Annotated in this window: 10 protein-coding genes; 6 read left to right on the top strand and 4 right to left on the bottom strand. The window is 72.4% G+C overall.

Translation table 11 applies throughout. The annotated features are described in order from the left end of the window. Positions 1-69: 69 nt before the first annotated feature. Positions 70-498 (top strand): RNA polymerase sigma factor, encoded by a 429-nt coding sequence (locus ABZ858_RS18715; RefSeq protein WP_361379148.1) that lies wholly within the window; start codon positions 70-72, stop codon positions 496-498. Then, positions 495-1,133, top strand: a complete 639-nt coding sequence (locus ABZ858_RS18710) for a hypothetical protein (RefSeq protein ID WP_361379145.1) — start codon at positions 495-497, stop codon at positions 1,131-1,133. The genes ABZ858_RS18715 and ABZ858_RS18710 overlap by 4 nt, the downstream gene beginning before the upstream one ends. Before the next feature lie 190 nt (positions 1,134-1,323). Here ABZ858_RS18710 and ABZ858_RS18705 read toward each other — a convergent pair whose 3' ends face one another. Further along, positions 1,324-2,292 (bottom strand): helix-turn-helix domain-containing protein, encoded by a 969-nt coding sequence (locus tag ABZ858_RS18705; RefSeq protein WP_361379142.1) that lies wholly within the window; start codon positions 2,290-2,292, stop codon positions 1,324-1,326. Between the two features lie 259 nt (positions 2,293-2,551). Between ABZ858_RS18705 and ABZ858_RS18700 the strand changes: the two genes are divergently transcribed. From ABZ858_RS18700 to ABZ858_RS18690, 3 genes are all read left to right on the top strand, one after another. Further along, complete coding sequence (locus tag ABZ858_RS18700; protein WP_361379139.1) at positions 2,552-3,646, top strand: RICIN domain-containing protein; 1,095 nt, start codon at positions 2,552-2,554, stop codon at positions 3,644-3,646. A 128-nt stretch (positions 3,647-3,774) separates the two neighbouring features. Continuing rightward, positions 3,775-6,039, top strand: coding sequence for an ATP-dependent RecD-like DNA helicase (locus ABZ858_RS18695; RefSeq protein WP_361379136.1), 2,265 nt, complete (start codon positions 3,775-3,777; stop codon positions 6,037-6,039). Between the two features lie 271 nt (positions 6,040-6,310). Further along, complete coding sequence (locus ABZ858_RS18690) at positions 6,311-7,600, top strand: citrate synthase (RefSeq protein ID WP_361379133.1); 1,290 nt, start codon at positions 6,311-6,313, stop codon at positions 7,598-7,600. 575 nt (positions 7,601-8,175) lie between these two features. Here ABZ858_RS18690 and ABZ858_RS18685 read toward each other — a convergent pair. Both ABZ858_RS18685 and ABZ858_RS18680 read right to left on the bottom strand, forming a co-directional pair. Further along, positions 8,176-10,449: a heavy metal translocating P-type ATPase gene (locus ABZ858_RS18685; protein ID WP_361379130.1), complete on the bottom strand. Its 2,274-nt coding sequence runs from the start codon at positions 10,447-10,449 to the stop codon at positions 8,176-8,178. A gap of 97 nt (positions 10,450-10,546) precedes the next feature. Beyond that, the gene (locus ABZ858_RS18680) at positions 10,547-10,786 is read right to left on the bottom strand and encodes a heavy-metal-associated domain-containing protein (RefSeq protein ID WP_361379127.1); all 240 of its coding nucleotides are present in this window, start codon (positions 10,784-10,786) and stop codon (positions 10,547-10,549) included. Positions 10,787-11,154: 368 nt separating this feature from the next. Between ABZ858_RS18680 and ABZ858_RS18675 the strand changes: the two genes are divergently transcribed. Then, on the top strand, positions 11,155-11,355 hold the full coding sequence (locus ABZ858_RS18675) for a MerR family DNA-binding transcriptional regulator (protein WP_361379124.1): 201 nt from the start codon (positions 11,155-11,157) through the stop codon (positions 11,353-11,355). Positions 11,356-11,360: 5 nt separating this feature from the next. On the opposite strand, the gene ABZ858_RS18670 is transcribed toward ABZ858_RS18675, so the two are convergent. Continuing rightward, positions 11,361-12,338, bottom strand: a complete 978-nt coding sequence (locus ABZ858_RS18670; RefSeq protein ID WP_361379121.1) for a helix-turn-helix domain-containing protein — start codon at positions 12,336-12,338, stop codon at positions 11,361-11,363. Positions 12,339-12,341 lie beyond the last annotated feature (3 nt).

Genomic DNA, 12,341 nt, shown 5'->3' with positions numbered 1-12,341 from the left:
CGTGCTCGGGTTCGTCCCCCGGCGCGTCGACAGCGCACATCTGGCCGCCGACCTGACGGCGGACATCTTGTGGCCGCCCTGGAGGGCGCCCACACCTACGACGCCCGGCGCGGCGCTCCCCTCGCCTGGCTCTACGGCATCTCTCGCAACGTCATCCACACCCACTTCCGCGGCACCGCACGCGAACGGCACCTGATGGTCAGGATCAGCGGGCGGCGGCTGCTGGACGAGGAGGACGTCAGCGCCATCGAGAGACGGATCGACGCCGACCGCGCCGCCCGCGGACTCGCCTGCGCCCACGCCGCGCTCTCCGAGCCGCTGCGCGCGGTCCTCGATCTGGTCGCCCTGGACGGGCTCACGGCCCGCGAGGCGGCACAGGCGCTGGGCATCAGTTCGGCCACCGCCCGCGTACGACTGCACCGCGCCCGCAAGGCCCTGCGCACCGCCGGCCAGGCCCACGACGCCACCCGCTCCGCCCTTCTGGAGGCCGCCCAGTGAACACGCCCGCGCACTTCAAGGAGCAGCTCGCCGACGAGCTGCACGCCCACGCGACCTCCCTGTCCACCCCCGCCGGTCACCGGGTCGTGCTGCGGCCCCGCGCGCCGCGCCGCCGGACGGTCCTGACCGTGGGCCTCGCCGCGGCAGCCGCGGCCGTGGCCGTCGCCCTCCCCCTGGACTCCGGGGCGCACAGCACGCAGAAGGCCGCGCCGACGCCCCTCACCGCGAGCACCGGCCCCGCCTCCCGGAGCACCCCGGGAACCGGCCTGTACATCGTCGACGCCGACTACGCCGTCCGGTCCCAGCCCGGCGGCCTGGTCTCCGTGCAGTTGTTCGACACGAAGGGCGTTCCCGGGCTCCAGGCCGCGCTCGACAAGGCCGGCATCCCCGCGAAGGTGCTGGTGCCCTCGGCCTCCTGCCGCACCACCGGCTCCTCCGGCCGCCCGCGCGGCAGCCTCACGGAGGTGGTGCCCCCGTCCGGCTACCACCGCGACGGCGTCCGCGACATCAAGCCCGGCGCCATCCGGCCCGGAGACCACCTGCTGTTCATCGCGGAGACGGACGGCGGCGCACCGGATCTGCTGGCCGTCAGGCTGGTGGGCACGCTGCCCGAGTGCGTCCCCGCCGGCCGGTAGCCGGTCCTCGTCGGCGGGCAGCCGGTCGGTAGCCGGTCCTCGTCGGCGGCCAGCCGGTCCCCGCCGGTCGGTAGCCGGTCCCCGCCGGCGGGTAGCCGGTCCCCGCCGACGGATCGGCTCGGATCAGCACACTCCGGCTCGGATCAGCACGCCCGGCCCGGCCCGGTCTGCCCGGCCCGTACGAGCGCGCTCAGCGCGGCCCCGCATGGCCCGCCCGCCACTCCCGCGGTGACATCCCCGTATGCGCGCGGAAGGCCCGGGAGAAGGTGTCGGCCTGGGGGTAGCCCCAGCGGGCCGCGATGGTGTGGACGGGGACGTTCCGCAGCTCGGGAGCGCTGAGGTCGCGGCGGCAGCGTTCCAGGCGCTGCTCGCGGACGAAGGCGCGCGGTGTGGTGCCGTGCCGCTGGAAGATGCGGTGCAGATAGCGCACGGAGATGCTGTGCGCGCGGGCGATGTCCTCCGGTGACAGGCCGGGCTCGTGCAGGTGCTCGCCGATGTGGGCGACGATGCGCAGGTACATCGCCTCGGTGCCGGAGGCGGGCGGCGCGGTCGCGTCGCGGCCGAGATGGTGGCGCAGCAGCGCGCCGAGCAGGTCGAGCGCCGTGTCCTGGAGGACCACCGCGTCCTGCGGCGTACAGGCGTCGTACTGCCCGGCCACCTCGGCCAGGAAGGTCGCGAAGACCCGCCCCATCCCCTCGGTCGCCGGGAGCGAGCGCCCGCACAGCTCCTTGAACGTCCGCTCACCGCCGCTCAGCAGGCGCTTGGGGAACTGGAGGATCAGGGTCCGGGTCGGGATCGGCCCGGTGAAGGTGTCGAACGAGTGGGAGCTGTCGAAGAACCCGACGTCCCCGCACCTGAGCAGCGTGCTCTGCCGGAACTGCTCGATGCCCACCTCGCCGGAGGTCACGAGCGCGGCGTGGTACATCTCCGGGTCCGACTGCCGCACCAGCCGCGGTGTCCGCTGGGCCTCCACGGCGGTGTGGGAGAGGACGGAGATCTGCCCGGTACCCAGCGGCATCACCTCGATGCGCCCCTGCAACGCCGTGCCGTCGAGAAAGCGCACCCGCTGGGTCACCTGGGCCAACGCCATCGTCTCCACCCAGACGTCGGCCCGCTCCCGCTCCGCCAGCTCGGCGGTGTCGATCACTGTCGCTCTCACTGCCGTCCTCGCCGTCCTCGCTGTCCTCGCCGTCCTCGCCATCCTCGGATCCGCGGTGGGGCCAGCTCCGCCTCGGTCGAGTCAAAAGCACCGGCGCGGCCGACGACAGTGCGTTCCACGCCAACAACCGTGCGCCACGGGCCAATACGCGAGGTGAGGCGGTCGGAGATCTTGGAGTGCCCCGGTCCGGCCGGGCCGGCGCCGCGCTCACCACCCTGGGAAACGAGGAGTCATGCCCAACCCTGGGATACGAGGGACCATGCCCACCAGCACACGACACCGCCCCGGCGCACGCCTCGCCGCACGGCTCGCCGCGCTCCTCGGCGTCGCCGTCCTGTCGCTCGGCGCGTCGGCCCTGCCCTCCCCGGCGGCGGCCAGGACGGCGGCGGTGACGCCCCCGACGGGCCTGAACGGCGTCACGATCACCAACGTCAACAACGGCCGCAACCTCGACGCGCAGAACGGCAACACCGGCGACGGCGTCTTCGTCGTCACCAACGGCTCGCCGGGCTACCACCAGAAGTGGCGCCTCAGCCCCGACCCCGCGGACAGCTCGTTCAGCATCGTCAACTCCGACACCGGCAAGTGCGTGGACGCGGGTACGCCGCTGCGCCAGCAGTCCTGCGACGGCCGGGCGAGCGAGCAGTGGTACTTCCAGCCCGTCACGGGCCGGGCGGACACCTTCATGATCCGGCAGAAGCGCGACAACTCCTGCCTGGACGTCTGGTACGCGGGCAACTACGACGACGCCTGGACGGACAACTACTCCTGCAACGGCACCAACGCGCAGCGCTGGACCCTGTCGGGGACGGGCACCGCGGCGAAGGACGCGTTCGCCCTCGCGGTCGACTACGCGGCCGCGCGGTGCACCAAGGACACCTCGACCTGCTCCTGGAGCACCCGGAGCCAGACACCGGCCGCCCCGCTGCCCAAGCAGTGCGTCTCCCCGGTCTGGTACAACGGCTCGCAGAGCCCGGCCGGTTACACGTTCAGCATCAGCCGGCAGACCGGCTGGTCCAGCTCGCTGGGCTGGCAGCTGTCGGCGTCCCTGGGCACCGGCGGCGCGTCCCCGATCGCCACGTCGGTGGCGAGCACCGTCTCGGGCAACGTGAGCCTGAGCCTCACCGAGGACCTCGGCAACTCGGTGTCCGCGACGATCCCGCCGGGCCAGTACGGCTGGGTCGCCCTGTCGGAGCTGGCCACGAAGGTGACCGGCACGTGGACGTTCGACAAGAACGGCTTCGCGTGGACGGCCGACGACACCCTCACCGTCCCGCTGAAGAACGACCCCACGGGCGGCGCCAGCATCTACAGCGTGCAGACCAGCGGCACCTTCACCAACTGCCAGTCCTGACACCGCCCGACGGGCACCCACCACGGGCACCCACCACGGGCACCCACCACGGGCACCCACCACAGGCACCACGGCGGGCACCCGCAGGGGAGGTGCCCGCTGTCACACCCCACCGGTACCGTCGGATCATGGACCGACAGGCACAGGCGGGGGCCCCGGCCGGGGAGCGCCGGCTCGCCGTCCTCGAAGGCGTGCTGGAACGCGTCACGTACGCCAACGAGGACAACGGCTACACGGTGGCCCGTGTCGACACCGGCAGAGGCGCCGGCGACCTGCTCACGGTCGTCGGCGCGCTGCTGGGCGCCCAGGTGGGGGAGTCGCTGCGGATGGAGGGCCGCTGGGGCTCCCACCCGCAGTACGGCAAGCAGTTCCACGTCGAGAACTACACGACCGTGCTGCCGGCCACCGTCCAGGGCATCCGGCGCTACCTCGGCTCGGGCCTGGTCAAGGGGATCGGGCCGGTCTTCGCGGACCGGATCACCCGGCACTTCGGCACCGACACCCTGCGGATCATCGAGGAGGAGCCCAAGCGGCTCATCGAGGTCCCGGGCCTGGGCCCCAAGCGGACCAGGAAGATCGCCGACGCCTGGGAGGAGCAGAAGGCGATCAAGGAGGTCATGCTCTTCCTGCAGACCGTCGAGGTGTCCACCTCCATCGCCGTGCGCATCTACAAGAAGTACGGCGACGCCTCGATCTCCGTGGTGAAGAACCAGCCCTACCGGCTGGCCGCCGACGTCTGGGGCATCGGCTTCCTGACCGCCGACCGGATCGCGCAGTCCGTCGGCATCCCGCACGACAGCCCGGAGCGGGTCAAGGCGGGCCTCCAGTACGCCCTGTCCCAGTCCGCCGACCAGGGGCACTGCTACCTGCCGGAGGAGCGGCTGATCGCGGACGCGGTGAAGCTGCTCCAGGTGGACACCGGGCTGGTCATCGAGTGCCTGGCCGAGCTGTCCGGGACCCCGGAGGAGGGGGAGGACCCGGGGGTCGTCAGGGAGAAGGTGCCGGCGGCCGAGGGCGGCGGCTCCGAGCCCGTCACCGCGGTCTACCTCGTCCCCTTCCACCGCGCCGAACTCTCCCTCTCCGCCCAGCTGCTGCGTCTGCTGCGGACCGGCCAGGACCGCATGCCGTACTTCCAGGACGTGGCCTGGGACAAGGCGCTCGGCTGGCTCAAGGGCCGTACGGGGACCGAGCTGGCCCCCGAGCAGGAGGCCGCCGTGCGGCTGGCGCTGACCGAGAAGGTGGCCGTGCTGACCGGCGGGCCGGGCTGCGGCAAGTCGTTCACGGTGCGCTCGATCGTGGAGCTGGCCCGCGCCCGGAAGGCCAAGGTGGTGCTGGCCGCGCCCACCGGACGGGCCGCCAAGCGGCTGTCCGAGCTGACCGGCGCCGAGGCGTCCACCGTCCACCGCCTGCTCGAACTGAGACCAGGCGGCGACGCGGCCTACGACCGGGACCGCCCGCTCGACGCCGACCTCGTGGTCGTCGACGAGGCGTCCATGCTGGACCTGCTGCTCGCCAACAAGCTGGTCAAGGCCGTGCCGCCGGGCGCGCACCTGCTCTTCGTCGGGGACGTGGACCAGCTGCCCAGCGTCGGCGCCGGCGAGGTGCTGCGCGACCTGCTCGCCGACGGCAGTCCGGTACCGGCCGTCCGGCTCACCCGTGTCTTCCGGCAGGCCCAGCAGTCGGGCGTGGTGACCAACGCGCACCGCATCAACGCCGGGCAGCATCCGCTCACCGACGGCCTGAAGGACTTCTTCCTGTTCGTCGAGGACGACACGGAGGCGGCGGGCCGGCTCACCGTGGACGTGGCGGCCCGGCGGATCCCGGCCCGGTTCGGCCTGGACGCGCGCCGGGACGTGCAGGTACTGGCGCCCATGCACCGCGGCCCGGCGGGCGCGGGCGCGCTGAACGGGCTGCTCCAGCAGGCCATCACCCCGGGCCGCCCGGACCTGGCGGAGAAGCGGTTCGGCGGCCGGGTGTTCCGGGTCGGCGACAAGGTCACCCAGATCCGCAACAATTACGACAAGGGGGCCAACGGCGTCTTCAACGGCACCGTGGGCGTGGTCACCGCGCTCGACGAGGTCGACCAGCGCCTGACGGTGCTCACGGACGAGGACGAGGAGGTGCCCTACGACTTCGACGAACTGGACGAGCTGGCGCACGCCTACGCCGTGACCATCCACCGCTCCCAGGGCAGCGAGTACCCGGCCGTGGTCGTCCCGGTCACCACCGGCGCGTGGATGATGCTCCAGCGCAACCTGCTCTACACGGCGGTGACCCGGGCGAAGAAGCTGGTCGTGCTGGTCGGTTCGCGCAAGGCGCTCGGCCAGGCGGTGCGGACCGTGTCGGCGGGCCGCCGCTGCACGGCGCTGGATTTCCGGCTCCAAGGCACCTGAAGGCGTACAAAGGTCTCCGAAGGGCACCGAACACGCACGAACCTCCGGTCCCGGCCCGGCATCACGAAAAATGATCGATCAAACGAGTCGCAAAGGTCACAGAGCACTTCCCGTCGCCGGACGAAGGGGGCAGGATGAGCAGGTTGGCGGCACTGAGTGCCGCCGATAGGCCCAATGGTCGACCCCGAGTGCACTCTCCTGAGCCAAATGGGGGATGGTAGAGACAGTCAGGGCACCTCGAAGATGAGGCACTACGTCGGTGAGGGAAGACGTGAGCGACAACTCTGTAGTACTGCGGTACGACGGCAGCGAGTACACCTACCCGGTGGTCGACAGCACCGTCGGCGACAAGGGCTTCGACATCGGGAAGCTCCGCACCCAGACCGGTCTGGTGACTCTGGACAGCGGCTACGGCAACACGGCCGCCTACAAATCCGCCGTCACCTACCTCGACGGCGAGCAGGGCATTCTCCGGTACCGCGGCTACCCCATCGAGCAGCTGGCCGAGCGCTCCACCTTCCTGGAGGTGGCCTACCTGCTGATCAACGGTGAGCTGCCGACCGTGGACGAGCTGTCGTCGTTCAAGGGCGAGATCACCCGGCACACCCTGCTGCACGAGGACGTCAAGAACTTCTACCGGGGCTTCCCGCGCGACGCCCACCCGATGGCGATGCTGTCCTCCGTCGTCTCGGCGCTGTCCACCTTCTACCAGGACAGCCACAACCCCTTCGACGAGAAGCAGCGCGACCTGTCCACGGTCCGCCTCCTCGCCAAGCTCCCGACGATCGCCGCGTACGCGTACAAGAAGTCGATCGGCCACCCGTTCGTCTACCCGCGCAACGACCTCTCCTACGTCGAGAACTTCCTGCGGATGACCTTCTCGGTCCCCGCCGACGAGTACGACCTGGACCCGGTCGTCGTCTCCGCGCTGGACAAGCTGCTGATCCTGCACGCCGACCACGAGCAGAACTGCTCGACCTCCACGGTCCGCCTGGTCGGCTCCTCGCAGGCCAACATGTTCGCGTCCATCTCGGCCGGCATCAACGCGCTGTGGGGCCCGCTGCACGGCGGCGCCAACCAGTCGGTGCTGGAGATGCTGGAGGGCATCCGCGACTCGGGCTCCGACGTCGACACCTTCATCCGCAAGGTGAAGAACAAGGAGGACGGCGTCCGCCTGATGGGCTTCGGCCACCGGGTCTACAAGAACTTCGACCCGCGCGCCCAGATCATCAAGGCCGCCGCGCACGACGTGCTCTCGGCCCTCGGCAAGTCGGACGAGCTGCTCGACATCGCCCTCAAGCTGGAGGAGCACGCGCTCTCCGACGACTACTTCGTCGAGCGCAAGCTCTACCCGAACGTCGACTTCTACACGGGCCTGATCTACCGGGCCATGGGCTTCCCGACCGAGATGTTCACGGTCCTGTTCGCGCTGGGCCGGCTGCCGGGCTGGATCGCCCAGTGGCAGGAAATGATCAAGGAGCCGGGTTCCCGCATCGGCCGCCCGCGCCAGATCTACACGGGCATCGTCGAGCGCGACTTCGTCCCGGTCGAAGAGCGCTGAGCCGAAGGCGCTGAGCCGAAGCGCCGGGCCAGAGGCAGCCGGGCCAGAGGCAAAAGCGGAAGGCGCCCCGGTGCGCCGGTCCCCCCACGGGCCGGCGGCCAGGGCGCCTTCCCATGTCCCGGTATCGGATTCCCCCCACGGGATCCGGCCGGGCGTCTGTGAGAACCAGCGCCTGAACCGCTGTACTGCCGTCACTGCCGTGCGTACGCGAGTACGCGGGTGCGATCTGCCGGGACAACGCACGCCCGGGAGGGCCGCTCAAAGCTTCCCGGTGTACGTACGTGCCCCGGCAACGCATCTCTGAAGACGTCCCCCAAGACGTCCCCAGATGTCAGTCCGCGCCCCCCAAGACGCTTTCTGACATCGCCAAACTTAGACCTTCGAACCCCTTCGATGGTTACGTTCACATCACTGTGAGCTGCGTCTCTTGCATATGTCCCATTAGGCGCGCAAGAGCCTGATATGGCGATCGAGCCCCAAGCGTAAGGAAGATGCGCGAGGCTTGTGAAGAGCTTATGTGAGCCGCGCGCCGGACTCTAGAGGGACTCTTACTTCGATCTCGGCGAACTTCGATCTCAGCGGAACGTGCGCAGCCGCAGGCTGTTGGTGACCACGAAGACCGAGGAGAAGGCCATCGCCGCGCCCGCGATCATCGGGTTGAGCAGTCCGGCGGCGGCCAGCGGCAGCGCGGCCACGTTGTAGCCGAAGGCCCACACGAGATTGCCCTTGATGGTGGCCAGGGTCCGCCGGGACAGCCGGATGGCGTCCGCCGCCACCCGCAGGTCCCCGCGCACCAGCGTCAGATCGCCGGCCTCGATGGCGGCGTCGGTGCCCGTGCCCATCGCCAGGCCCAGATCGGCGGTGGCGAGGGCGGCGGCGTCGTTGACGCCGTCGCCGACCATGGCCACGGTCCGCCCCTCGCCCTGGAGGCGCCGGACGGCCGCCACCTTGTCCTCGGGCAGCACCTCGGCGATCACGTCGGCGGCCTCGATGCCGACCGCGCGGGCCACCGACTCGGCCACCGTCCGGTTGTCCCCGGTCAGCAGCACCGGCCGCAGGCCCAGGGCACGCAGCTGCCGTACGGCGTCGGCGCTGGTCTCCTTGACCGCATCCGCCACCGCGACGACACCGCGCGCCACTCCGTCCCAGCCGACCACGACGGCCGTGCGCCCGGCCGCCTCGGCCTCCTGGCGGGCGCGTGCCACCCCGGCGGGCAGCTCGGCGAACAGGCGCCCCACGGCGACCTCATGACCCGCCACGCGCCCGCGTACGCCCCGTCCGGGCACGTTCTCGAAGTGCTCGGCCGGCGGCAGCGCGCCGACGCGCTGCTCGGCGCCGGCCGCGACCGCGCGGGCGAGCGGGTGCTCGGAGGCGTGCTCCAGGGCGCCCGCCAGCCGCAGCAGCTCCTCCTCGTCGGTGCCCTCGGCGGCGTACACCTCCTGGAGGGTCATCCGGCCGGTGGTGACCGTGCCGGTCTTGTCCAGGACGACCGTGTCGACCCGGCGGGTGGACTCCAGCACCTCGGGGCCCTTGATCAGGATGCCGAGCTGGGCGCCCCGGCCGGTGCCGACCATCAGCGCGGTCGGCGTGGCCAGGCCCAGCGCGCACGGGCAGGCGATGATCAGCACCGCCACGGCCGCCGTGAACGAGGCGGTGACGTCCCCGGTGGCGAACAGCCAGGCCGGCAGGGTGGCGACGGCGATCACCAGCACGACCGGCACGAAGACCGCCGAGACCCGGTCGGCCAGCCGCTGCACCCGGGCCTTGCCGTTCTGCGCGTCCTCGACCAGCCGGGCCATCCGGGCGAGCTGGGTGTCGGCGCCGACCCGGGTGGCCTCGACCACCAGCCGGCCGCCCGCGTTGACGGTGGCCCCGGTGACGGCGTCGCCCACGGCCACGTCGGCCGGCACGGACTCGCCGGTCAGCATCGAGGCGTCCACCGCCGAGGCGCCCTCGACGACCGTGCCGTCGGTGGCGACCTTCTCGCCGGGCCGGACCACGAACCGGTCGCCCACGGCCAGCGCGGACACCGGCACCCGGACCTCGCGGCCGTCCCGCAGCACGGACACGTCCCTGGCGCCCAGCTCCAGCAGCGCCCGCAGCGCGGCGCCCGCCCGCCGCTTGGAGCGGGCCTCCAGATAGCGGCCGAGCAGGATGAACGCGACCACCCCGGAGGCGACCTCCAGGTAGATCGTGGAGGCGGCGTCCGTCCGGGAGACGGTGAGCCGGAACGTGTCGTGCATGCCGGGCATGCCCGCGTCCCCGAGGAACAGCGCCCACAGCGACCAGCCGAAGGCGGCGAGCGTGCCGACCGAGACCAGCGTGTCCATGGTCGCCGCGCCGTGCCGGGCGTTGGTGAGGGCCGCCCGGTGGAAGGGCAGGCCGCCCCAGACGACGACCGGCGCGGCCAGGGTCAGCGCCAGCCACTGCCAGTTGTCGAACTGGAGGGCCGGGACCATCGAGAGCAGCACGACCGGGACGGCGAGCAGCGCGGAGACGGCCAGGCGTCCGCGCAGGGCGGTCAGCTCCGGGTCGGCGGCGGGCTCGCCCGGCGCGTCCTGGGGGGCGGCGGGCGCCGGCTCCGGCGGGGGCGGTTCCTCGGCGGTGTACCCGGTCTTCACCACGGTGGCGATCAGCTCGGAGACGGTTACCCCGTGCGGGTAGGTGACCTTGGCCTTTCCGGTGGCGAAGTTCACCGTGGCGGTGACGCCGTCCATCCGGTTGAGCTTGCGTTCCACGCGGGCCGCGCAGGAGGCGCAGGTCATCCCGCCGACGAGCAGTTCGGCCTCGGCCGTCCCGGCGGTCTGCGGGACGGCCGCTGTGCTGCTGCTGGTGGTGGTGCTGGTCATGTCCGTACTCCAGGGAGCGGACCGGGCCGTACGGAGCCGGTATCAGCTGGTCGATACGGCCCGGTGTCGAGAGATACGCGGGTGGTGCCGCGAGCGTTCAGGCGCGGCCGACGAGTTCGAAGCCCGCCTCGTCCACGGCGGCGCGCACGGCGGCCTCCTCCAGCGGGGCGGCGGAGACCACGGTGACCTCGCCGGTGGAGGCGACGGCCTTCACCGAGCTGACACCGGGCAGCTCGGACAGCTCGGCGGAGACGGAGCCCTCGCAGTGTCCGCAGCTCATCCCGCTCACCTGGTAGACGGTGGTGACGGCGTCCGACGTCCCGGTCTGTGCGGTCATGTCGCTCTCCTCGTCGTGATGTCGTGATGTCGTGATGTCGTGGTGCCGTGATGTGTGGGGCAGGCGAGTCCCACAGCGACTCGTTACAGCCAACACTATACCCCTCGGGGGTATTCCTGGACGGGGCGACGCGGGACGCGGCCGCGACCCGGGCGATTCCCTTCACCGCGGGTGTGTCACAGAAGCAACCTCCGCGTCACACATGTCCCGGTTCCGTGACCCGCGCGTCACGCCCCGACGACAGGGCCTTGCCGCTGCCGCCGCCGGCTCGTTCACGCGGCACAGGCTTGCTGATCACCGGCGCCGCGCCCGGCCCCCCGACGGCCTTCCCGGGCCGCCGCCGTGGCGCGCGCGGGAAGGTGCACGACATGACCGACCGAGAACTCTGGTCGTACAAGGAGATCGCCGCGCACATCCGGGTGCAGCCGGACACCGTGCGCTCCTACCGCAAGCACGGCCTGCTGCCGGCGCCCGACCGGGTGGAGGGCGGCCGGCCCTACTGGTACGCCGACACCGTGCGCGCCTGGGCCGCCGCCCGGCCCGGCAACCGCGGCCGCAGAGGCGACTGACGGCGTCAGCCCGGTGCGCCGGCCGGTTCCGGTTGTGCCCGGGGTTCCAGGATCAGGCTGGTCGCCTCGCCCGGCAGCCGGTCGGCCACCGGGACGCCGGGGGCCGAGGCCGGCGGGGCGCCGCGCGCCGCGGTGAACCGCGCCGGCGTGCACCCGGTCATCGCCTTGAACTCCCCGCTCAGGTGCGCCTGGTCGTAGAAGCCGCAGGCCGCGGCCGTCTCCGCGGCGCTGTGCCCGGCCGCGAGCAGCCGCCGGGCCCGCTGCATCCGCAGCACCCGCGCCGCGGCCTTGGGGCCGAGCCCGATCTGCTCCCGGAAGCGGTTCTCCAGCTGCCGTACGCTCCACCCCACCTCGGCGGCGAGCCGCGGCACCGGGATCGCGCCGCGCGTGCGCACCAGCTCCGACCAGGCGCGCACGACCCGCTGTGAACTCGGCGGCCCGGCCGCGTACCAGCGGGTGAGCACGTCGTCCAGCAGGGTGAACCGGTCCGTCCAGGTGGGCAGCGCGGCCAGCGCCGCGGAGAGTTCGCCCACCGAGTGCCAGGGCCGGCCCGGCCGCCGGCCGCCCGGCACGCGGGGGAGCGCGTGCGGCAGGGCGTCGGGGTCCAGGCAGCGGTCGGCCAGTTCGTACTGCGCCGTGCCGAACAGGGTGAACGCCGCCCAGGGCATGAGCAGCACCTCGATGCCGGAGAGCCGGCCGGCGTGCTCCCCGATGACCGGGGCGGTGTTCAGTCCGCTGCACACCGACACCAGCGTCACCGGCGGCCGCCCGCGGCCCAGGACGCGCACCGGTTCGGCGAAGCCGAGCAGCAGGGCCGCCGCGCCGATCGGGGCCTCCAGGCGGCGCCGCGGCCGGTTCGCCGCGAGCCGGACACCGCGGTAGCCGAGCACCGCGGGCCGCAGCCGCGGACCGGGCCGGGCGAGGGCCAGTTCCCAGGACCCGCCCGGGCCGTGCCCCGCCAGGACGCGCACCGCTGCGGCCATGCC

Source organism: Streptomyces sp. NPDC047017 (genome assembly GCF_040644175.1).
GTDB lineage: Bacteria > Actinomycetota > Actinomycetes > Streptomycetales > Streptomycetaceae > Streptomyces.
This window is presented reverse-complemented; position numbering and strand designations above follow the sequence as displayed.

Excerpts from the sequence above, each read along its gene's own strand:
- ABZ858_RS18700 (WP_361379139.1), top strand. The coding sequence starts at position 2,552 with ATGCCCACCAGCACACGACACCGCCCCGGCGCACGCCTCGCCGCACGG.
- ABZ858_RS18695 (WP_361379136.1), top strand. The coding sequence starts at position 3,775 with ATGGACCGACAGGCACAGGCGGGGGCCCCGGCCGGGGAGCGCCGGCTC.
- ABZ858_RS18685 (WP_361379130.1), bottom strand. The coding sequence starts at position 10,449 with ATGACCAGCACCACCACCAGCAGCAGCACAGCGGCCGTCCCGCAGACC.
- ABZ858_RS18680 (WP_361379127.1), bottom strand. The coding sequence starts at position 10,786 with ATGACCGCACAGACCGGGACGTCGGACGCCGTCACCACCGTCTACCAG.
- ABZ858_RS18675 (WP_361379124.1), top strand. The coding sequence starts at position 11,155 with ATGACCGACCGAGAACTCTGGTCGTACAAGGAGATCGCCGCGCACATC.
- ABZ858_RS18670 (WP_361379121.1), bottom strand. The coding sequence starts at position 12,338 with ATGGCCGCAGCGGTGCGCGTCCTGGCGGGGCACGGCCCGGGCGGGTCC.